Below are 19,903 nucleotides of genomic sequence, written 5' to 3' on the forward strand. Positions count from 1 at the left end.
GACGGACCCCCGGCCAATGTCGGGGGCCAGCCTAACAGCTTGCGGCCTACTTGCGAAGGATCGAACGCCCCGCGTATTCCGCGACTTCGCCCAGCGTTTCCTCGATGCGGATCAGCTGGTTGTACTTGGCCAGCCGGTCCGACCGCGCCAGCGAGCCGGTCTTGATCTGACCGCAGTTAGTCGCCACAGCCAGATCGGCGATGGTGGCGTCCTCGGTCTCGCCCGAGCGGTGCGACATCACGTTGGTATAGCCGGCCCGGTGGGCCATATCCACGGCGCGCAGGGTCTCGGTCAGCGAACCGATCTGGTTCACCTTGACCAGCATCGAGTTGGCGCAGCCCTTCTCGATACCCTCGGCCAGACGCGCGGGGTTGGTCACGAACAGGTCGTCACCCACCAGCTGTACTTTGCCGCCCAGTTCGTCGGTCAGCGCCTTCCAGCCGTCCCAGTCATCCTCGGACATGCCATCCTCGATCGAGATGATCGGGTAGTCCTTCACTAGGGCTGCCAGATAGGCCACGTTCTCGTCGCTGCTGAGCGTCTTGCCCTCGCCCGACAGAACGTATTTGCCGTCCTTGAAATATTCGGTCGCGGCGCAGTCCAGCGCCAGATAGATCTCGTCGCCCGGCTTGTAGCCCGCCTTCTCGATCGACTTGAGGATGAAATCCAGTGCCTCGCGGGTCGAGGCGATGTTGGGGGCAAACCCGCCCTCGTCGCCGACGCCAGTGGCCAGCCCGACGGCCGACAGTTCCTTTTTCAGAGTGTGGAACACTTCCGAACCCATGCGCACCGCCTCGCGGATGTTGCTGGCGGCCACGGGCATGATCATGAATTCCTGGATGTCGATCGGGTTGTCGGCATGTTCGCCGCCATTGATGATGTTCATCATCGGCACCGGCAGAACCCGCGCCGAGGTGCCCCCCACGTAGCGATAGAGCGGCTGGGTGGTGAAATCCGCCGCCGCCTTGGCCACGGCCAGCGACACGCCCAGAATGGCGTTGGCGCCCAGGCGGCCCTTGTTCGGGGTGCCGTCCAGCTCGATCATGGCGGCGTCGATCGCCACCTGCTCGGTCGCGTCAAAGCCCACCAGCTCTTCGGCGATCTCGCCGTTCACGGCGGCCACGGCTTCGAGCACGCCCTTGCCCATGTAACGGGACTTGTCGCCATCGCGCTTTTCCACCGCCTCATAGGCGCCGGTCGATGCGCCCGAAGGCACGGCGGCCCGGCCCATGGTGCCGTCTTCCAGAACCACGTCCACCTCGACGGTGGGGTTGCCCCGGCTGTCCAGGATTTCGCGTGCGTGGATGTCGATGATGGTGCTCATGATACCGGTCCCTGAAAATGCGTTCGGTTGCATGCCTCATACCAGCACGCGGGGAAAAGTAAACCGGGTCCGTTATCGCTAACACGCATATTTTCCGGCCTTTAGCGCCAACAGCGGCGTGTTTGCGCCAACAGGTCAGCAGACCGCCGGAGCCATGGCCCGCGCAATGCGCCGTTCGCGGATGAACGTGTACATGCCCGACCCGATGATCAGCGACGCGCCGATCATGGTCATCAGGTCCGGCCGTTCGCCGAACATCCACATCCCTGCCAAGATCGAAAACAGCAGCCGCGTATAGCGGAACGGCGTCAGGGCCGAGGCCTCGCCCACGCGCATTGCGGTCACGATCCCCAGATAGCCTAGAACACCAAAACCAACGGCACCGAGATAGGGTCCAATCTGCCCCATCTGCAGCGGCGCCAGAGGCTGCGCCGAGGTCAGCATCAGCACGCCGCCGGCAATCGCGACCGCCGCGTAGGCCTGCAACGCCACCACGGCCGAAGCCACGCGCGCGTCCAGCCGGCGGGTGATCAGGTCCCGCGCGGCAATGGCAATGACGCTGGCCACCACGAACAGAGCCTCGGGCCGAAACCCGTCCAAACCGGGGCGGATGATCATCAGAACGCCGATGAACCCAACGCCGATTGCGCTCCAACGGCGCCAGCCGACCTGCTCGCGCAGGAAGAGAGCGGCCCCCATCGTGACCACCAGCGGCATCGCCTGGAACACGGCCGCAACGGTCGACAGGTCTACAAGGGACAATGCGGTAACAAAACTCAGCGCCCCGACCGCCTCGGTGCACGCGCGGATCACGAACAGCGGTTGCCAAGCCGCCGTGTCAAAGATCGGTTTGCGTGTCACGATGGCCATGGCGGCAAAGACAAGTGCGCAGAACAGCCCCAGCACGATCATGACCTGACCGGTCGGCACGGTGACCGACAGATGCTTGATGAACATGTCCTCAAGCGTGAAGGCGGCCATAGCGCCGATGACCAGCAGGATGCCGTTCGCGTTGTTCATGTCGTTGCCTATTGATTTCGGAGGGCCTAATTGCCGCGTCGCAACGCAGAAGACCCGGATCGCGCCGCCGTGGCAAGCGCGAAGAGGGCTTGGAACCATGAATAGATTTTGGATGACCAATCGCTTTTGGTGATGTGTCCCGGCCGGATCAGTCCTTGTCCAGCGGAACTCCGTACAACTCCAGCCGATGACCTTTCAGGCGATAGCCCAGCTTCGAGGCGATCTTTTCCTGCAGGGCTTCGATCTCGGGGTCCACGAATTCAATCACCTCGCCGGAGTTCATGTCGATCAGGTGATCGTGGTGGTCGCGCTCGGCGTCCTCATAACGCGCACGCCCGTCGCCGAATTCCAGCCGTTCGAGAATCCCGGCCTCTTCGAACAGTTTGACGGTGCGATAGACGGTTGCGATCGAAATGCCCGCATCCAGCGCCGAGGCGCGGGCGTACAATTCCTCGACATCGGGATGATCATCACTGTCCTGCAGTACCTGCGCGATGGTTCGACGCTGGCCGGTCATGCGCAGGCCTTTGGCTTCGCAACGCGCGATGATCGTATCCGCCATGTCATCCCCCAGAATCCGTTCGGGTTTCTGTCTTAGTACGTCCGCGCGGATTTCGCCACTGTGATTTGCGCCCGCTGCGCCTTAGCCCGCAAGCCGCAGATCGGCCCAGACCGGCAGGTGGTCCGAGGCGATATGCGCGGGCCGTTCCCCATGCACGCCGTGGGCCAACGCCTCGAGCCCGCCGCCCAGCGCGATCCGGTCCAGCGCGCCCAGAGGCTGCGCGGCGGGAAAGCTGGGTACAGGCGGCAAGAACCGCATGTCGGGGGCCAGACGGTCAAGGATCGGCTGACGCGACCATTCGTTGAAATCCCCTGCCCAGACGGTTGGCATCCGGTCCAGCGCGCGGCCGTCCTGCCGCAGGTGGATGATCTGCTGACGGCGCCACGCCGAGAACAGCCCCAGATGCATCCCCATCACCCGCAAAGGCCCGATATGGGTGTCGAATTCGACCCGGACCGCTCCGCGCGGCTCCAGCCCCGGCAGATCGTGATGCGCGGCGCGGCGCACCTGAATGTGGTCTCCCCGCCAGATCACCGCGTTGCCATGCCAGCCCAGACTGCCCGCACCGCCCAGATCGACGATCTTCCACCCGGCCTCGTCCAGCATGAAATGCGGAAGCGCCGCCGGGCGCGGCGGCAGGCGTTTGTCGGCCTCTTGCAGCACCACGATATCGGCGCCCAGCCGATCCAGCACCTGCAGGATGCGCTGCGGCTGGCGTCGCAGGTCCAGTCCGACGCATTTCTGGATGTTGTAGCTGGCAAGGCGCAGCTTGGGCAAAGTGGTCATCGGTTTTCTACGGTTATACCCCGTCAGGATTCGCAGGATCGCGCCCGGACGCAAGCCGATAGTTCAGCACAGATGCCGAAACCCGCTCAGGTGCCGCAAAAGGTGGCATGCACCACCTCGTCCTGCGTGGGCGGGCGCATCAGGTCGGCGGCGTCGGGCTGGTCGTCATAGGGCCGGGCCAACACTGCGTTCAGCCGGTGGAACGGGGCATAGTCGCCCTGAACGGCGGCCTGGATCATCTGCTCAACCCGGTGGTTGCGCGGGATGAAGGCCGGGTTGGCCGCGTGCATCACCGCGGCCGGGTCCGCCTCGCTTGTCAGTCGCGCGCGCCACCCCTCGGCCCAGCCGTCGAAAGCCGCCGGATCGGTGAACTGGTCCCGCGCCGCATCGCTGCCCAGCGCGCGGAAGGTATTGGTGAAATCGGCCTGATTCTGCGCCATCCGCGTCAGCAGGTCCGAGATCAGTGCAAGGTCGCCGTCCTCCTCGGTGGTCAGGCCGATCTTGGCCCGGAACCGCCGCAGCCAGTGCTGCTGCATCAAATCGGGCATGGCGTGCACGATCTCGGTCGCCTCTTCCACGGCGGCCTGCTTGTCCTCGATCTGCTGGATCAGCGCGGTCGCCAGCTGCGCCAGGTTCCACACCGCGATCTCGGGCTGGTTGGAATAGGCATAGCGCCCCATCCGGTCGATCGAACTGTAAACGGTGTTGGGGTGATAGCTGTCCATGAAGGCGCAGGGGCCATAGTCGATGGTTTCGCCCGAGATGGCGCAGTTGTCGGTGTTCATCACCCCGTGGATGAAGCCCACCGCCATCCATTGCGCGATCAGCGCGGCCTGCGCGTCCCGCACGGCGCGCAGCAGGCCCATCGGCCCGACGGCCTCCGGGTAGTGGCGTTCAATGGCATAATCCGTCAACCGCCGCAGGTCGGCGATCTGGCCGCGCGCGGCGAATACCTGGAACGTGCCCACCCGCAGATGGCTTTGCGCCACGCGGGTCAGCACCGCGCCGGGCATCGGGCCCTCGCGCAGCACGACCTCACCGGTTTCCACTGCCGCCAAGGCGCGCGTGGTGGGAATGCCCAGCGCGTGCATCGCCTCGGATATGACATACTCGCGCAGAACCGGCCCCAGCCAGGCCCGCCCGTCACCCTGCCGCGAAAACGGCGTGCGCCCCGAGCCCTTGAGCTGAATGTCGCGGCGGATCCCGTCCGTGCCGACCACCTCGCCCAGCAGCACCGCGCGCCCGTCGCCCAGCTGCGGATTGTAGTTGCCGAACTGATGACCGGAATACAGCTGCGCCAGCGGCTCGGCCCCGTCCGGCAGGGTGTTGCCCGCAAAAACCTGGGCCATGTCCTGCGCGTCACCGGGCGAGATACCCAGCACCTGCGCCAGATAGTCATTGAAAGCCACCAGCCGCGGCGCGCGTACGGGCTCGGGCGACTGGCGCGCATAAAACGCACCGGGCAGCCGGGCATAGGAATTGTCGAACGGGATCGTCAGGGTCATGGCGCAAACATATGATCTGTGCACAGTATTGCCAGCACCAAATCCCATCGCCGTGAAAGGCCCGCCATGACCGCCGACCAGATCATCGACCACCTGCAACTGCAGCCCCACCCCGAAGGCGGCTGGTATGCCGAGACCTGGCGCGCAGACAACACAGGCCGCCCCACCGCGACTTGCATCTATTTCCTTCTGAAACGGGACGAGGCCAGCCACTGGCACCGGGTCGATGCAACCGAGATCTGGCTGTTTCACGCCGGCGCGCCGCTGATCCTGTCGATCAGCGAAACCGATACTGGACCGGCAAGCGATCACATGCTGTCCCCTGACCTGAGCGCGGGCGCGCCGCAGGTCATCGTACCCGCCGGGCATTGGCAGGCTGCCCGCAGCACCGGGGACTACACGCTGGTCAGCTGCGTCGTCTCGCCCGGGTTCCAGTTCGACGGGTTCGAATTGGCGCCGCCGGAGTTCGACATTCCCAGGAACTAAACCTCAAGCCCCTGCCGAACCATGCTTGAACTTGCCCTGCCCGATGCGGCAAGGTTCGCGTGTGTATGATTGGGCAAAGACGAGGGCGCGATGCGGCTGATCAAGACTTTGGTGACCGTGGCTGTGATCCTCGGCCTGGGCGTGCTTGGGATGCGGTTGGCTTTTCCGCTGCCCGAGACCAATTTCTCGGAGCGGACATACCGCCAACCCGCGGATTGGACTGGTCCGCTGGGCCAAGCCATCGAGCCGGCGATGCAGCGCAACCCCGGACTGGACGGCGTCCGCCCCCTCGGTCAGGGGCATACCGCATTTGCCGCCCGCGCCATTCTCGCGCGTGAGGCGGTCTCGTCCATAGATGCCCAATACTATATCTGGCAGGATGACGTGACCGGCCTGATGTTGCTGGACGAATTGCGTGCGGCGGCGGAACGGGGCGTGCGCGTGCGCCTTCTGGTCGATGACAACGGCATCTCAGGGCTGGACCCGCTTTTGGCTGAACTGGATGCCATGCCAACGGCCCATGTCCGCATCTTCAACCCGTTCACGCTGCGCAATCCCAAGCTGCTGTCCTATGTGTTCGATTTCGGCCGGTTGAACCGCCGCATGCATAACAAGTCCATGACGGTGGACGGCGTGGCCACGATTGTCGGGGGCCGAAACATCGGCGACATCTATTTCGACTATGGGGCCGGGACGCACTATCTGGATGTCGATACCATCGCGATCGGTCCGATCGTGGACGAGGTTGCAGCATCCTTCGATGCCTACTGGAACAGCGGATCAGCCTATGATGCCGCGTTGTTCCTGCCCGCTGCGACCGAACCAAGCCTGAAAGCACTGGCCGAGGCCGCGCGTCAGACCGCGGCAGGGGCCGGATACCAAAAGGCGATCCGCGACAATGAACTGGCCGACCGCATCGCCGCCCGCGATCTGCCGTTCGAATGGAGCGCGGTCGAACTTTTTGTCGATGACCCGGCCAAGGGGCTTGGAGAGGTCGAGGACGAGAACCTCATGGTCGAGCGTCTCATCACCTTTGCCGAAAGCTCCGAGACTTCGCTCGATCTGGTCTCAGCCTATTTCATTCCCGGTCCCCGCGGGGCCGAGCTGCTCGAACGGCTGGCGTCATCCGGGGTCAAAGTCCGGGTCCTGACCAATTCACTGGATGCGACCGATGTGATGCCGGTTCATGCCGCCTACATGGCCTATCGCGACGACCTGCTGGCAAGCGGGGTTCAGTTGCTGGAGCTGCGCGCGTTGCGCGACGAGCACAAGGAACGCAGCCTGCCCGAAATTCTTGCAGGCTCCGCCTCGGGCCTGCATGCAAAGGTTTTTGGCTCGGATGGCAAACGGATCTTTATCGGCTCATACAATCTGGACCCGCGTTCGGCCCGGCTGAACACCGAGATGGGGCTGCTGATCGAAAGTCCTACGATTGCTAAAGATCTGGCCAGCCAACTGGACAAGCCCGACTTCGCCTATCGCGTCGAGATGGCCGATGACGGCGGGCTGGTCTGGGTTCAGCAGACCAAGGACGGGACGACCACGACCTTTGAGACCGACCCGAACACCTCTCGGTTCCAGCGCGGCCTTGCCGCCGTCGTCAGATGGCTGCCGGTCGAGTGGATGCTCTGACCACCGCCGGCGTCAGTTCAGGATCGCGATCGACAGGTTCAGAACGGTCGCAAATGCCACCCATGCCAGATAGGGCACGAACGCCCATGCCGAAACGCGATCCACCGGGCGGACACGTGTGATGAACAGAACAATCACCACCAGAAGCGCCAGTATCACTACCAATGCCAGCCACGGCTGGTGCAGCACGAAGAATGCGGGCGACCACAGGAAGTTCAGGCCCAGCTGCGCCCACCACAGGCGCATTGCGGGCGATCCCCGGTCGCGTTCGAACTGCCGCCATCCCGCCATCGCAATCAACACGTACAGAACCGTCCAGACCGGGCCGAATACCCAGCCCGGGGGGTTGAAGACCGGTTTGTTCAGGTTCGCGTACCACTCACCCGGCCCCGTCAGAGTGCCGATCAGTATGCCGCCACCCAGTACCAGAACCAGAAATGCGATACGTGTCAGTGTCTTGGTCATGCCGGTTCCATCCGCAGGTGCACTGCCGCTCAGCAGGTCCCGACCGGTATAGCCGCGCGGGCCGCCGACGAAAAGACACCACGCTGCGGGTTCTTCGCGCCTTCCAGAGAGACCGTCGCGCCCTGAATCTCGGCCCCCGACACGGTGATCTCGCGTCCGCCGCCCGTGTCATCCACGTCGATCGTAAAGGCGATTTCCGCACCGGGCGGCATGGCCCGGATGTCCAGATCGACCATCGACTGTCCGTCCTGAACCTGAGGCAACCCGTTCAGATACTCGGACCCCGAAACCATCTCAAACGGCTGAAACACTTCGACCCCTGCCCCCGCGCCAGTGACATCAAAGATCAGCCCGCCCTGCGACGAGGACAAATCCAGACGCACCGTTGCAGCAGACAGGCTGCAATCGCTGGCGTTGCGAAGAACGAAGCGGTCCTTTGGCGCTCCCTCGACGAACTCAACCTGCACATCAGCCATGGCGGGCACTGCGAGCATGAACGCGGCGGCACAACCGGCCGCATTTTTGACAAGGGAACCGATCATCTTCATCTCCGGCATTGTTGTGGCTACTGCTACAATTACGCCCGAGCGCCTTGGCAGGATCATTTTTCGCCGCGTTTCAGCGCGGTGCGCCCTGCGACACCCGGCTGACCGTTCCCCCGCCAACCAACGCCTTGACCCCGGTGGTGCCCGGGCAAGAGGTCGGCATTCCCCGCGCGACACGCACCGCCAGATAGGCAAACGCCTGAGCCTCGAGCATGTCGCCGTCCAGCCCTACAGCCTCGACCGGATCAACCGGGCAGTCCAACGCCACGCGCAACATCTCCATCAAAACCGGGTTCTTGCGCCCGCCGCCGGTGACCAGCACACGCGAAGGCGGTTTGGGACAATGCTCCATCCCCTGCACCACCCCGGCGGCGCTCATGCCTGTCAGGGTGGCAACAGCGTCAGCGTCGCTCAGTTCCTTCACCAGGCCGATCATCTCGGCGAAATCGTTGCGGTCCAGAGATTTGGGCGGCAGACGGTTGAAATAGGGCTCGGCCAGGAACAGCTCCAGCGCTCCGGTCTCGACCGAACCCTGCCGGGCCAGCGCGCCGTCGCGGTCCATGGGCAGGCCCAGCCGCGCCTGCACCAGATCGTCGATCGGCGCATTGGCCGGGCCGGTGTCAAAGGCCAACAGCGCACCCGGTGCCTCGGGTCCGTCAAAGGACGGGTCCACGTAGGTCAGGTTGCCGACACCGCCCAGGTTCAGAAAGCACAAGGGCGCCGTGGCCCCGACATATTTTGCGCAGGCAAAGTGGAAGAACGGCGCCAGCGGCGCGCCCTCGCCGCCCATGGCCACGTCATCGCTGCGGAAATCCCAGACCACGGGCACACCCAGCGCGACCGCCAGCCCCTCGCCGTCGCCCACCTGCAACGTGCCCTTGCCGCGCGGCTCGTGCGCAAGAGTCTGGCCGTGAAAGCCGATCAGCTCCACGTCCTCGAATTCCGACAGCAGCTCGGCATGGGCGCGGGTCACCAGATCTTCGGCGGCGTGCACCTCGGGGCCACTCCATTTTCCCAGCGCGGCGCGCAGCAGCTTGCGCTCGTCCTCGGTATAGGGTCGGTAGGCACTGTCGCCGAACCGCAGGATCTGCCGCCCGTCGGTTTCCACCACCGCCGCGTCGACCCCATCGAGCGAGGTGCCCGACATGGCCCCCAGTGCCCGCACTGCCCCAACTTTGCCTCGGGCCTTATTCATGGCCTTTTCCTTCCCTCGTTCGCCGCCTATAACGTGCCCCGCAATTCAACCCCGAGGCAAGACATGACGTATCACCCCAAATCGGATTTCATCGCCACGATGATCGAGCGCGGCTTTCTGGCCGATTGCACCGATTATCAGGGCCTTGACGATGCTCTGACAAGCGGGGTGCAGACAGCCTATATCGGGTATGACGCCACCGCCCAATCCCTGCATGTCGGGCATCTGATGAACATCATGGTTCTGCGCTGGTTCCAGAAGCTGGGGCACAAGCCGATCACCCTGATGGGCGGCGGCACCACCAAGGTGGGCGATCCGTCTTTCCGCTCGGACGAACGCCCCCTGCTGGGCCCCGAGCAGATCGACGCCAACATCGCCGGCATGCAGAAGGTGTTCGACAAGTACCTGTCCTATGACGACAGCGACACCGGCGCGCTGATGCTGAACAATGCCGAATGGCTGGACGACCTGAACTATCTCGATTTCCTGCGGGACATCGGGCGGCATTTCTCGGTCAACCGGATGCTGTCCTTTGAATCGGTGAAATCGCGGCTGGACCGGGAACAGTCCCTGTCGTTCCTCGAGTTCAACTACATGATCCTGCAGGCCTATGACTTTCTGGAACTGAACCGCCGCTATGGCTGCATCCTGCAGATGGGCGGATCGGACCAGTGGGGCAACATCGTCAACGGCATCGACCTGACCCGCCGCGTGCTGGATCACGAGATCTATGGCCTGACCACGCCCCTGCTGACCACCAGCGATGGGCGCAAGATGGGCAAAAGCCAGGGCGGCGCCATCTGGCTGAACGGCGACATGCTGTCGCCCTACGAGTTCTGGCAGTTCTGGCGCAACACCACCGACGCCGATGTGGGCCGCTTCCTGAAGATCTTCACCGAGCTTCCCGTGGACGAATGCGACCGCATGGGCGCGCTGCAGGGGTCCGAGATCAACGAGGCCAAGATCCGTCTGGCCAACGAGGTGACGACCCTGCTGCACGGGGCCGAGGCCGCGGCCAAGGCCGAGGCCACCGCGCGCGAGGTGTTCGAAAAGGGCGGCGTGGGCGGCGACCTGCCCACCCTGACCCTGACAGCCGAGGATCTGGGCGACGGCATCTCGGTCGTGCAGCTGATCGTGAAGTCGGGCCTGGCGAAATCGGGCAAAGAGGCCAAGCGCCTGATCTCCGAAAACGGCGCCCGTCTGGACGACGCACCGCTGACCGATGCGGGGCTCATGATCGACGCAGCGGCCCTTTCCTCGCCCATCAAGCTGAGCGCGGGCAAGAAGCGGCACGCGCTGGTGCAGCTGGGCTGAACCGCCTGCCCCCGAACACGACGGCCGCCTTCGGGCGGCCGTTTTTCTATCCGCGTTCGACCGAGCCCAGCGGCAGGTCCAGACCGGCCGGCGTCACGAACAGCTCGATCTGATCGCGCGACAGCGCCCAGTGATCGGCCGCCAGCTGCCCCGCCGCCGCCTCGTCGCGCGCCTCGATCGCGGCAATGATGGCGTCATGCTGGTCGCAGGCCAGAGCCAGGCTTTCGCCCATCCCGGCCTGACCCGGGCGGTAGAAGGTCATGCCAATACGCGCATGGTCGATCAGCAGCCGCTGAAACGACGGCAGCAGGTACACATTCGCCGCCATCTCGCCAGTGATCTCGTGGAACTGGTTGTTGGCCAGCGCGCGATCTTCGGCCGAGCCCTTCCGCAGCGTTTCCCGAAAAGCCGCCTGCGCCGCCTTCAACCGGTCGATCTGGTCACCTGTGGTGTTCTGCGCCGCCAGCCGCAGCACCGCGCCATAGATCATCGGCGCCACCAGGAAGAAATCGCGCAACGTGGCATAGGACATCTGCGACACCCGCGCGCCCCGGTTTTCACGCAGTTCAAGATAGCCCTGCCCGGCCAGATGCCGGAACACCTCGCGCAGGGGCGTGCGCGACAAGCCGAACGCCTCGGACAGCTGCGCCTCGTCCAGGTCATCGCCGGGGCGCAGTTTCAGCGTCATCACCGCCGCCTTCAGATGCGCGGCCAGCGCCGCCTTGCGGCTTTTCGTGTCGTCTTTCATCCCCAACCTTCGCTTTGGTCGAATCGCGACACCCAGGATGTCGCCCCTGCTCTTGCCCGATAAAATGCACCTTGTACACAATCAGCCTGACCGCCCGTGATAGACTGAGCGCATGACCCGCCCGCAACATTTCTGTTTCATCCTCGTTCCCGAGTTCTCGCACCTGGCCTTCTCCTGCGCGGTCGAGCCGCTGCGTATCGCCAACTGGGTCAGCGGCGAGGAGCTGTACCGCTGGTCCTTCGCCTCGGAGGACGGCGCGCAGGCGGTGTGTTCCAACGGGTCCGTGACGCTGGTGCATGGTGGGCTGACGGACCTGCCGAAATGCGACCAGATCTTCGTTTTGTCAGGCATCCACATGCGCGATCACGTCAGCCGCCCCCTGCTGGCCGCGCTGCGCCGCGAACGGGCACGCGGCACGGCCATCGGGGCGCTGTGTTCGGGCGCGTGGCTGCTGGCCGAGGCCGGGTTCCTGAACGGGATGCAGGCGGCGATCCATTGGGAATATCACGACGCCTTCATGGAGGCTTTCCCGGACGTGAATCTGGTGCGCAGCGTCTTCGTGGCCGATGAAAAGCACATGACCGCCTCGGGCGGCACCGCAACGGCCGACCTGATGCTGCACCTTATCGAGCGCGACCACGGGCAGGACCTGTCGATCGCGGTGGCCGACCAGATGGTCTACAACGCCGTGCGCAACGCGACCGCCGATCAGCGTGTGTCGCTGCAATCGCGCAACGGCATGCGCAACGCGCATCTGGCCAAAGCGATCCAGATCATGGCCGACCGCATCAACGACCCGATCTCGCCGGCGGTGATCGCCGAACAGATCGGCATCTCGACCCGCCAGCTCGAGCGGCTCTTCGGCAAATACCTCAACGCTTCGCCCAAGAAATACTTCATGGAGCTGCGGCTGGACCGCGCGCGAAACCTGCTGTTGCAGACCGAATCTTCGGTCACCGACGTGGCCTTTGCCTGCGGCTTTGAAAGCCCGGGTCATTTCTCACGCGTGTACCGCGCCGCCTTCGGCGTCACCCCGATGCAGCAGCGCAGCCGGCTGGACTGAGTCACTGCCGACTGGACAGGACGGGCCAACTCGGATTATTTGAACGAACGTTCAGATCACTGGGGAGGAGCCCGCCATGCAATTGTCCACCACCGCCGCCGTCATCACCGGCGGCGCATCGGGCCTCGGAGAGGCCACTGCCCGTTACTTTGCCGAGAACGGCGCGCAGGTCACCATCCTTGACCGCGATGCCGAGCGTGGCACGCAGGTCGCGACCGAGATCGGCGGACATTTCGCCCAGACCGACGTGACGGACGAGAACTCGGTGGCCGCGGCCATTGCGTTGGCGATGGAGAAGATGGGCAAGATCACCGCCTGCGTGAACTGTGCCGGCATCGCCTATGGCATCAAGACCGTCGGCAAGGACGGCCCGCACCCGCTGGACGCCTTCCAGCGCACCATCGACATCAACCTTGTGGGCACTTTCAACGTGTCGCGTCTGGCCGCCGCCGAGATGGCCAAGAACGCGCCCGAGTCGGATGGCGCGCGTGGCGTGATCATCAACACCGCCTCGATTGCCGCGTTTGACGGACAGAAAGGTCAGGCGGCCTATGCAGCGTCCAAGGGCGGTGTCGTGGGCATGACACTGCCGATGGCGCGCGATCTGGCCTCGACCGGGATCCGGGTGATGACCATCGCGCCCGGTATCTTCATGACGCCGATGCTGGCCGGTCTGCCCGAAGAGGTGCAGCAGCAGCTGGCCGCCGACGTGCCCAACCCCGCCCGTCTGGGCGACCCGCGCGAATATGGCCGGCTGGCCGGATTCATCGTCGAGATGGGCTATCTGAACGGCGACGTCATCCGCATCGACGGCGCCCTGCGCATGCGCTGACATGACCGCATGGCGTGGGCAGAGCCGATCTGCCCGCGCCTCGGGTCGAGCCTGGCTAGGCCCCGGCCTCGGCCTTTTCTTCCAGTTCCAGCCATTCCTCCTCGGCGGCGGCCAGCTTCTCCTGCCGCTCGACAAGGGCTTCGGTCGCCTTCTGGAACTTCACCGGCTCGCGGGTGAACAGCTCGGGGTCCGACATCAGCTCCTCCAGCTTGGCGATCTCGGCTTCCAGCCGCGCGATCTCGGCGGGCAGCTTCTCCAGCCGGTGCTTTTCGGAAAAGGACAGGCCGGTTTTCGGCTTGGCTTCCTGCTTGACCTTCGGCTTGTTCTCTTTTGATTTCTCAGGCTTTTTCTCGGCCAATTCGCCACGCTGCGCGACATAGTCCGACCAGCCGCCCGCATAGACGGTCGCGCGGCCGTTGCCCTCCATGGCGATGGTGGTGGTCGCCACACGATCCAGGAAGTCCCGGTCGTGGCTGACCAGCAGCACGGTGCCGTCATAGTCGTCCAGCAACTCCTGCAACAGGTCCAGCGTCTCGACATCCAGGTCGTTGGTCGGTTCGTCCAGCACCAGCAGGTTCGACGGTTTCGCCATCAGCTTGGCCAGCAGCAACCGCGCTTTTTCGCCGCCCGACAAGGACTTGACGGCCGCTCTGGCCTGCCGCTCGTCGAACAGGAATTCCTTGAGGTAACCCACCACATGCTTGGGCTGGCCGCGCACCATCACCTGATCGGCCTTGCCCGAGACTCGCATCTCGGGGTCGCCGGTCAGGCTGTCCCACAGGGTCATCTCGGGGTCCAGCTGCGCGCGGGTCTGGTCGAAGACCGCGATTTCCAGATTGGTGCCCAGGCTCACGGTGCCTTCATCCGGCGCGACCTCGCCCAGCAGCATCTTCAGAACGGTAGTCTTGCCAACGCCGTTCGGACCGACAAAGGCCACCCGGTCGCCGCGCTGTACCAGCAGGTCCAGGTTGCGCACGATGGGCTTGCCGTCGAATGCCTTGCTGAGACCGCGTGCCTCGATCACCTTGCGCCCCGATTTCGGACCGGAGTCCAAGGACATGGCCGCCGACCCCTGACGCTTGATCTGCGCGGCGCGTTCGGCCCGCAAGGCCTGCAGCGCCCGCACCCGGCCCTGGTTGCGCTTGCGGCGGGCGCTGATCCCTTCGACAGCCCAGCGGGATTCGGACTTGATCAGCCGGTCCAGCTTGTGGCGTTGCTGATCTTCCTCTTCCCAGATCTTGTCGCGCCAGGCCTCGAAGGCCTCGAACCCCTGCTCCTGCCGGCGCACCTCACCGCGGTCGATCCACAGTGTTGCCCGGGTCAGCGCCCGCAGGAACGCGCGGTCATGCGAGATCAGGACAAAGGCCGCCCGTGTCGCGCCCAGTTCACGTTCAAGCCAGCCGATGGCCTCGATGTCCAGATGGTTGGTCGGCTCGTCCAGCAGCATCAGGTCGGGGGCCTCGGCCATCAGCTTGGCCAGCGCCGCGCGCCGCCTTTCACCGCCCGAGGCGGTCTGAACCGCGCGCGAGGGGTCGAATTTCAACCCTTCCCCGGCCCGTTCCACCTTGTACAGCTCGCCGGGTTCAAGCCCGCTGGCCGCATAGTCGCCCAGCGTGGCAAAACCCTCCATCGTCGGGTCCTGCTCCATGTAGCCGACGGATTTGCCGGGCGGCACCACGATCTCGCCCCGGTCCGGTTCGACCAGACCGGCCATAACCTTCATCAGGGTGGATTTGCCCGAGCCGTTCCGCCCGACCAGCGCAACGCGGTCGCCGGGCTGAACCACCAGGTCCAGGTCGGAAAACACCGGCTCGCCCCCGAAGGTCAGCGAGATACCGGACATCTGCAACAAAGGAATACGTGCCATATGCGCCAGCTAAACCGGCAGACATTGGGCGTCAACGCCCCAGCCTCACCTTTTGACAGCAGCGCGGCTTCAGCCCGCGATCATCCGCAAGAGGCGTTTCCGCGCCGCGGGAATCGCGCCGATCTCGACACCGGTGAAGACATGCAGCGTGTTCAGCTGGCGGTCCACCACCGCGTGATCGCTGACCCAGCCGCCCATCATCAGATAGGTGCGCAGCAACGGCGGCATGCGGCGCATGGCTTTCTGCGTATCAGGCCGGCGCCGCAGCCGCGCGGCAAACCGGAACACGTCCGGCGCCTTGACCCGCGGCAACCAGCGCTTGGGCGCAAGGTGGCGATGTTTGAGCATCGCGAAGGCATCCAGGTACTCCGCAGTCTCAGTCCCTGCGAAGGACGAGCATCCGAACAGCAACTGGACGCCGTTGCGGTCGACGAAGGCCGTCATCGCGCCCCAGGCCACCCTCAGGATATCGGGGTCCGTCCAATCCGGATGGATGCAGAACCGCCCCATTTCCACCATGCGCCCATCAAAGCTCTGCAACGCGGAAAGGTCGTAGAACTGGGCCGAATAACTGCGGCTGATTTCGCTGCCACTGTCCATGACCAGCATCCGGAAACAGCAGACCAACTGGCCGCCTGCCTGCGAATCCTCGACCAGAACATGGGCGCAGGTAACGTCGAAGTCGTCCCGATCCGTCTCGGCTGTTCGGAATGCAAGAGAACGAAGATTCTGGGCCGCCCGCACGTCCTCGGGACACCGCGCCAGGCGCGCGCGGTAGCGGCCCTTGTCCAGCAAAATGTCATCGGCCATGGTCGCATCCTCCGCGGTTTCTCACCGATTGCGATCTGCCTGATCCCATGCACCAATAGTGTGACCGCCGTGTGAAGCTTTCAACCGGCGGCCGGAAATTAGCTGGCTCCCGGGATGTTCGACGGGCTGAATTGGCCGATGTTGCCCAGCAGCTGCCGAAGGAAGCCTTTGTCCTGAACACTGGAGTCCGTCACACGGCGATCCAGCACGATGACATAGCCGTCTTCGAGACCGAATTTCTCGATATTGCGGACGACGCCACGCTGGTCAAAGCTGATCGCCACCAATTCGCGCGAGACGACCTCGGGGCGTTTGGGGCCATAGTGGCGAACGCGCGACGCCACATAATAGAAACCCGAATCCTTCAACACACCTGACGAGCTGGGCGCGCCAGCCTTTTCCAGAACCGTGTCGCGGGTATCGACGCCAACCTTGATCTCGGCCAGCTCTTCCGGGGTGGGGATATAGCCGTGTTTCTTGTAGACCGGGGTACAGGCAACAGCGGTGGCCAGAACAAGCGTGCAGGCAACCGCCCTGGACGCCGGTTTCAGCCTGTTCAGTACTTTCAACATGTTCACCCTCTTGCCTTGGTCCCTTGCGGCTTCTATCCGATTACAGAAACCCATGCCCCGGTTCAACACAGGAAAGGGTCACAATGTCCGACCTCTCAACATTGCGCGTGGCCGATCTGCCGCAAAACAGCCCGACCGCGTTCGAATTGCGCCCCCCTGCCCGGCAACTCGAGGAAATTCGTGATGCGTTGGGCCTGCTCGGGCTGCGCAAGCTGAGTTTTGTCGGCGAGCTGCGCGCGAAGGGCAAGCGTGATTGGGTGTTGACCGCCAAGCTGGGCGCAACCGTCATTCAGCCCTGCGTGGTGACGCTGGACCCGGTCACGACCAGGATCGAGGCCCCGGTACGGCGCGTTTTCCTGGCCAATTGGACCGAACCCGACGAACCCGAATTCGAAATGCCCGAAGATGACGAGACCGAAGCCTTGGGCCCGGAAATCGATCTGGACCAGGTGATGCGCGAGGCATTGTCCCTTGCGTTGCCCCAATACCCCCGGAAAGACGGTGCACATTTGGGCGACGCGAACTATACCGAACCGGGCAAACAGGCGATGACCGACGACGATGCCAAACCCTTTGCCGGGCTGGCGTCCCTGCGTGACGCACTGAAAAAAGACGAGTGACAGGGGATCGATTTCCTGTCATAGCAGGCGCTCAGAAAAATCGCTTGAACATGTCGAGAATCGCAGTATTTTCGCGCGCTCATCGGAATTTGGGTTGGACATCGCGGGGCTTGTTCCCTAAACGCACGTCACACCACGAGAAAACGAAGAATGAAACCCGGCCTGCAGCGAATCTGCTGGCCCTTAGTAGACAAAGGTTGAGACCATGGCCGTCCAACAGAACAAAGTTTCCAAGTCGCGTCGCAACAACCGCCGCGCACACGACGCTCTGGTTGCTGCAAACCCGAACGAATGCGCGAACTGCGGCGAGCTGAAGCGCCCGCACCACGTTTGCGCAGCCTGCGGCCACTATGACGATCGTGAAGTCGTCGCTCAGGCCGACGACATCGACCTGGACGAAGACGCGGCCTAAGCCTGATTGAACGCAGGTTCTGGCATGACAGCGCAGCCCACGCAGACCGGAAAGATCATCATCTCGGTTGACGCAATGGGCGGGGATTCAGGTCCCGGCGTGGTCGTGGCTGGAATAGCGAAGTCAGCAAAGAAGAACCCCGAGATCGGATTTCTTCTGCACGGCCCGGAAGATGTGCTGAGCAAGCTTGTATCGAAACGGCGTGTCCTCGACGGACGCGTCGTTTTTCGTGATTGCCCCGACGTGGTCACGATGCAGGACAAGCCCAGCCAGGTGGTGCGCAGCGGCAAGAACACTTCGATGTGGTCGGCGCTGGAATCGGTGCGTCAGGGCGAGGCCCATGGTGCCGTATCCTGCGGCAATACCGGCGCGCTGATGGCGCTGTCGATGATGCGGCTGCGCAAACTGCCCGGGGTGAACCGCCCCGCCATCGCGATTCTGTGGCCATCCCGCAACCCTCAGGGTTTCAACGTCATGCTGGACGTGGGCGCGGATGTGCGCGCCGACGCCAAAGATCTGCTGCAGTTTGCGCTGATGGGCGCGTCTTATGCGCGCAACGGCATGGAACTGACCCGCCCGCGTATCGGGCTGCTGAACGTCGGCACCGAAGAGCACAAAGGCCGCGCCGAACTCAAAGAAGCCCATGCCCTGATCACCGAATTCGCGGATCAGGCAAACTTTGATTTCGTGGGCTTCGTGGAAGGCAGCGACATTCCAGGCGACAAGGCGGATGTCATTGTTACGGATGGGTTTACCGGAAACGTCGCCATCAAGACCGGAGAAGGCACGGCCAGCCTGATCGGCGACCTGCTGCGCGAGGCCTTCAAGTATTCGCCCCTGTCGCGCCTGGCCTCGGTTCTGGCCATCACCTCTCTGCAGCGATTGAAGAAACGCATCGACCCGCGCCGCGTCAACGGCGGGGTCTTTCTTGGCCTGAACGGCACTGTCATAAAATCCCACGGAGGGGCCGACGCCACCGGCGTGTCGGCCGCGATCAAGCTGGCTTTCACCTTGGCCAAGTCCGGCTTTGCGGAAAAATTGGCAGCACGGGTTGCATCCACGGCTGAGCTTGAACAAGATGCGGCGCAATCTGCGCTGCAGACCAAATAAGAACAAAGAAGGCAGTACCCCAGATGGCAGGCCGTTCAGTCGTTGTAGGTGTCGGGCATTACCTGCCCAAACGGGTGGTTCCGAACTCCGAATTCGAAAAGACGCTTGATACGACCGATGAATGGATTCGCACCCGTTCCGGTATCGAGCGTCGGCACTTTGCGGCCGAAGATGAAACCACGTCCGATCTGGCAACCTATGCGGCCAAAGCCGCTCTGCAGGACGCCGGCCTTACAGCCGACGACATTGACGCAATCGTTTTGGCGACCTCGACCGCGGATCTGACGTTCCCATCGGCCGCCACCATGGTTCAAGCCAATCTGGGCATGACCCGAGGGTTTGCCTTTGATGTTCAGGCGGTCTGCGCCGGTTTCGTGTTTGCGCTGAGCAACGCCAACGCCCTGATCCTTTCGGGTCAGGCCAAGCGGGTGCTGGTGATCGGCGCCGAAACTTTTTCGCGGATCATGGATTGGACCGACAGATCGACTTGCGTGTTGTTCGGGGATGGGGCCGGTGCTCTCGTGCTCGAGGCGCAGGACGGTGCCGGAACAAGCGATGATAGGGGTATCCTGTCCACGGATTTGCATTCGGACGGACGTTACAAGGACCTTCTGTACGTGGACGGCGGGGTGTCGACGCAATCGACAGGCCATCTTCGGATGCAGGGCAACCAGGTGTTCCGCCATGCGGTCGAGAAACTGGCGGCCACGGCTACCACCGCGCTGGACCGCGCGGGACTGACAAGCGGCGACGTCGATTGGATCGTCCCGCATCAGGCCAATATCCGCATCATCCAAGGCACTGCCAAAAAGCTGCAACTGCCCATGGATCACGTCGTGGTGACCGTTCAGGACCACGGCAACACATCGGCCGCCTCGATTCCCCTGGCCCTGTCGGTGGGCAAGGAACGGGGCCAGATCAAGCAAGGTGATTTGATCGTGACCGAGGCGATTGGCGGCGGTTTGGCATGGGGCTCGGTGGTCCTGCGCTGGTAACCGGCGCATTCCGGCTTACACAGCCGCCCGCAATTCATTG

The 19,903-nt window shown here is 63.7% G+C and carries 21 protein-coding genes; 9 read left to right on the forward strand and 12 right to left on the reverse strand.

The genetic code is table 11. The annotated features are described in order from the left end of the window. Nucleotides 1–46: 46 nt before the first annotated feature. The 5 genes from eno to ACR0IR_RS07235 form a co-directional block, all read right to left on the reverse strand. Entirely contained in the window at nt 47–1,324 is a 1,278-nt protein-coding gene (gene eno / locus ACR0IR_RS07215) for a phosphopyruvate hydratase (protein WP_170363304.1), read from the reverse strand. A gap of 135 nt (nt 1,325–1,459) precedes the next feature. Beyond that, nucleotides 1,460–2,344: a DMT family transporter gene (locus ACR0IR_RS07220; protein ID WP_170363303.1), complete on the reverse strand. Its 885-nt coding sequence runs from the start codon at nt 2,342–2,344 to the stop codon at nt 1,460–1,462. A gap of 148 nt (nt 2,345–2,492) precedes the next feature. Beyond that, entirely contained in the window at nt 2,493–2,906 is a 414-nt protein-coding gene (locus tag ACR0IR_RS07225) for a Fur family transcriptional regulator (protein WP_093962302.1), read from the reverse strand. 81 nt (nt 2,907–2,987) lie between these two features. Then, nucleotides 2,988–3,692: an endonuclease/exonuclease/phosphatase family protein gene (locus ACR0IR_RS07230; RefSeq protein ID WP_170363302.1), complete on the reverse strand. Its 705-nt coding sequence runs from the start codon at nt 3,690–3,692 to the stop codon at nt 2,988–2,990. An 86-nt stretch (nt 3,693–3,778) separates the two neighbouring features. Then, nucleotides 3,779–5,197 carry a protein adenylyltransferase SelO gene (locus ACR0IR_RS07235; protein ID WP_170363301.1) on the reverse strand — a complete coding sequence of 473 codons (1,419 nt, stop codon included), beginning with the start codon at nt 5,195–5,197 and terminating at the stop codon, nt 3,779–3,781. 66 nt (nt 5,198–5,263) lie between these two features. On the opposite strand from ACR0IR_RS07235, the gene ACR0IR_RS07240 reads away from it, so the two are divergent. Together ACR0IR_RS07240 and ACR0IR_RS07245 are read left to right on the forward strand one after the other, a co-directional pair. Further along, complete coding sequence (locus tag ACR0IR_RS07240) at nt 5,264–5,683, forward strand: cupin domain-containing protein (RefSeq protein ID WP_170358910.1); 420 nt, start codon at nt 5,264–5,266, stop codon at nt 5,681–5,683. Nucleotides 5,684–5,773: 90 nt separating this feature from the next. After that, the gene (locus ACR0IR_RS07245) at nt 5,774–7,315 is read left to right on the forward strand and encodes a phospholipase D family protein (protein ID WP_170363865.1); all 1,542 of its coding nucleotides are present in this window, start codon (nt 5,774–5,776) and stop codon (nt 7,313–7,315) included. 12 nt (nt 7,316–7,327) lie between these two features. Here ACR0IR_RS07245 and ACR0IR_RS07250 read toward each other — a convergent pair whose 3' ends face one another. The 3 genes from ACR0IR_RS07250 to ACR0IR_RS07260 all read right to left on the reverse strand — a co-directional run bounded on the left by ACR0IR_RS07250 (nt 7,328) and on the right by ACR0IR_RS07260 (nt 9,520). Next, nucleotides 7,328–7,780 carry a TspO/MBR family protein gene (locus tag ACR0IR_RS07250; protein ID WP_170363300.1) on the reverse strand — a complete coding sequence of 151 codons (453 nt, stop codon included), beginning with the start codon at nt 7,778–7,780 and terminating at the stop codon, nt 7,328–7,330. Nucleotides 7,781–7,809: 29 nt separating this feature from the next. After that, a complete protein-coding gene (locus tag ACR0IR_RS07255; RefSeq protein ID WP_170358904.1) occupies nt 7,810–8,322 on the reverse strand; it encodes an aggregation factor core in 513 nt (170 codons plus the stop codon). A gap of 76 nt (nt 8,323–8,398) precedes the next feature. Beyond that, nucleotides 8,399–9,520, reverse strand: a complete 1,122-nt coding sequence (locus ACR0IR_RS07260) for an anhydro-N-acetylmuramic acid kinase (protein WP_170363299.1) — start codon at nt 9,518–9,520, stop codon at nt 8,399–8,401. Between the two features lie 63 nt (nt 9,521–9,583). Here ACR0IR_RS07260 and tyrS point away from each other — a divergent pair, with 63 nt between their 5' ends. Further along, entirely contained in the window at nt 9,584–10,834 is a 1,251-nt protein-coding gene (tyrS, locus tag ACR0IR_RS07265; protein ID WP_170363298.1) for a tyrosine--tRNA ligase, read from the forward strand. Between the two features lie 46 nt (nt 10,835–10,880). Here tyrS and ACR0IR_RS07270 read toward each other — a convergent pair whose 3' ends face one another. Then, nucleotides 10,881–11,582, reverse strand: coding sequence for a GntR family transcriptional regulator (locus tag ACR0IR_RS07270; protein ID WP_170363297.1), 702 nt, complete (start codon nt 11,580–11,582; stop codon nt 10,881–10,883). A 112-nt stretch (nt 11,583–11,694) separates the two neighbouring features. Here ACR0IR_RS07270 and ACR0IR_RS07275 point away from each other — a divergent pair, with 112 nt between their 5' ends. Both ACR0IR_RS07275 and ACR0IR_RS07280 read left to right on the forward strand, forming a co-directional pair. Next, entirely contained in the window at nt 11,695–12,645 is a 951-nt protein-coding gene (locus ACR0IR_RS07275; RefSeq protein ID WP_170363296.1) for a GlxA family transcriptional regulator, read from the forward strand. Between the two features lie 76 nt (nt 12,646–12,721). Beyond that, nucleotides 12,722–13,477, forward strand: a complete 756-nt coding sequence (locus ACR0IR_RS07280) for a 3-hydroxyacyl-CoA dehydrogenase (RefSeq protein WP_170363295.1) — start codon at nt 12,722–12,724, stop codon at nt 13,475–13,477. Nucleotides 13,478–13,532: 55 nt separating this feature from the next. Here the strand turns inward: ACR0IR_RS07280 and ACR0IR_RS07285 are convergent, their stop codons facing one another. From ACR0IR_RS07285 to ACR0IR_RS07295, 3 genes are all read right to left on the reverse strand, one after another. Further along, complete coding sequence (locus tag ACR0IR_RS07285) at nt 13,533–15,344, reverse strand: ABC-F family ATP-binding cassette domain-containing protein (protein ID WP_254441517.1); 1,812 nt, start codon at nt 15,342–15,344, stop codon at nt 13,533–13,535. A 69-nt stretch (nt 15,345–15,413) separates the two neighbouring features. Beyond that, on the reverse strand, nt 15,414–16,154 hold the full coding sequence (locus ACR0IR_RS07290; protein WP_170363294.1) for a GNAT family N-acetyltransferase: 741 nt from the start codon (nt 16,152–16,154) through the stop codon (nt 15,414–15,416). Nucleotides 16,155–16,252: 98 nt separating this feature from the next. Further along, nucleotides 16,253–16,726 (reverse strand): outer membrane protein assembly factor BamE, encoded by a 474-nt coding sequence (locus tag ACR0IR_RS07295; RefSeq protein WP_093962985.1) that lies wholly within the window; start codon nt 16,724–16,726, stop codon nt 16,253–16,255. A gap of 83 nt (nt 16,727–16,809) precedes the next feature. Here ACR0IR_RS07295 and ACR0IR_RS07300 point away from each other — a divergent pair, with 83 nt between their 5' ends. From ACR0IR_RS07300 to ACR0IR_RS07315, 4 genes are all read left to right on the forward strand, one after another. After that, nucleotides 16,810–17,346, forward strand: a complete 537-nt coding sequence (locus tag ACR0IR_RS07300; RefSeq protein WP_170363293.1) for a YceD family protein — start codon at nt 16,810–16,812, stop codon at nt 17,344–17,346. Between the two features lie 205 nt (nt 17,347–17,551). Further along, nucleotides 17,552–17,758: a 50S ribosomal protein L32 gene (gene rpmF / locus ACR0IR_RS07305; protein ID WP_093962313.1), complete on the forward strand. Its 207-nt coding sequence runs from the start codon at nt 17,552–17,554 to the stop codon at nt 17,756–17,758. Between the two features lie 24 nt (nt 17,759–17,782). Further along, on the forward strand, nt 17,783–18,868 hold the full coding sequence (gene plsX, locus ACR0IR_RS07310; RefSeq protein ID WP_170358888.1) for a phosphate acyltransferase PlsX: 1,086 nt from the start codon (nt 17,783–17,785) through the stop codon (nt 18,866–18,868). 23 nt (nt 18,869–18,891) lie between these two features. Beyond that, nucleotides 18,892–19,863 carry a beta-ketoacyl-ACP synthase III gene (locus tag ACR0IR_RS07315; protein WP_170363292.1) on the forward strand — a complete coding sequence of 324 codons (972 nt, stop codon included), beginning with the start codon at nt 18,892–18,894 and terminating at the stop codon, nt 19,861–19,863. Nucleotides 19,864–19,903 lie beyond the last annotated feature (40 nt).

The sequence above is a fragment of the Ruegeria sp. CF2 genome, from assembly GCF_056537385.1.

Coding starts and splice junctions, on each gene's coding strand:
- ACR0IR_RS07220 (WP_170363303.1), bottom strand. CDS start 2,344: ATGAACAACGCGAACGGCATCCTGCTGGTCATCGGCGCTATGGCCGCC.
- ACR0IR_RS07250 (WP_170363300.1), bottom strand. CDS start 7,780: ATGACCAAGACACTGACACGTATCGCATTTCTGGTTCTGGTACTGGGT.
- ACR0IR_RS07285 (WP_254441517.1), bottom strand. CDS start 15,344: ATGGCACGTATTCCTTTGTTGCAGATGTCCGGTATCTCGCTGACCTTC.
- ACR0IR_RS07275 (WP_170363296.1), top strand. CDS start 11,695: ATGACCCGCCCGCAACATTTCTGTTTCATCCTCGTTCCCGAGTTCTCG.
- ACR0IR_RS07270 (WP_170363297.1), bottom strand. CDS start 11,582: ATGAAAGACGACACGAAAAGCCGCAAGGCGGCGCTGGCCGCGCATCTG.
- ACR0IR_RS07290 (WP_170363294.1), bottom strand. CDS start 16,154: ATGGCCGATGACATTTTGCTGGACAAGGGCCGCTACCGCGCGCGCCTG.
- ACR0IR_RS07230 (WP_170363302.1), bottom strand. CDS start 3,692: ATGACCACTTTGCCCAAGCTGCGCCTTGCCAGCTACAACATCCAGAAA.
- ACR0IR_RS07300 (WP_170363293.1), top strand. CDS start 16,810: ATGTCCGACCTCTCAACATTGCGCGTGGCCGATCTGCCGCAAAACAGC.
- ACR0IR_RS07260 (WP_170363299.1), bottom strand. CDS start 9,520: ATGAATAAGGCCCGAGGCAAAGTTGGGGCAGTGCGGGCACTGGGGGCC.
- ACR0IR_RS07295 (WP_093962985.1), bottom strand. CDS start 16,726: ATGTTGAAAGTACTGAACAGGCTGAAACCGGCGTCCAGGGCGGTTGCC.
- ACR0IR_RS07235 (WP_170363301.1), bottom strand. CDS start 5,197: ATGACCCTGACGATCCCGTTCGACAATTCCTATGCCCGGCTGCCCGGT.
- ACR0IR_RS07245 (WP_170363865.1), top strand. CDS start 5,774: ATGCGGCTGATCAAGACTTTGGTGACCGTGGCTGTGATCCTCGGCCTG.
- eno (WP_170363304.1), bottom strand. CDS start 1,324: ATGAGCACCATCATCGACATCCACGCACGCGAAATCCTGGACAGCCGG.
- ACR0IR_RS07315 (WP_170363292.1), top strand. CDS start 18,892: ATGGCAGGCCGTTCAGTCGTTGTAGGTGTCGGGCATTACCTGCCCAAA.
- ACR0IR_RS07240 (WP_170358910.1), top strand. CDS start 5,264: ATGACCGCCGACCAGATCATCGACCACCTGCAACTGCAGCCCCACCCC.
- ACR0IR_RS07280 (WP_170363295.1), top strand. CDS start 12,722: ATGCAATTGTCCACCACCGCCGCCGTCATCACCGGCGGCGCATCGGGC.
- tyrS (WP_170363298.1), top strand. CDS start 9,584: ATGACGTATCACCCCAAATCGGATTTCATCGCCACGATGATCGAGCGC.
- plsX (WP_170358888.1), top strand. CDS start 17,783: ATGACAGCGCAGCCCACGCAGACCGGAAAGATCATCATCTCGGTTGAC.
- rpmF (WP_093962313.1), top strand. CDS start 17,552: ATGGCCGTCCAACAGAACAAAGTTTCCAAGTCGCGTCGCAACAACCGC.
- ACR0IR_RS07255 (WP_170358904.1), bottom strand. CDS start 8,322: ATGATCGGTTCCCTTGTCAAAAATGCGGCCGGTTGTGCCGCCGCGTTC.
- ACR0IR_RS07225 (WP_093962302.1), bottom strand. CDS start 2,906: ATGGCGGATACGATCATCGCGCGTTGCGAAGCCAAAGGCCTGCGCATG.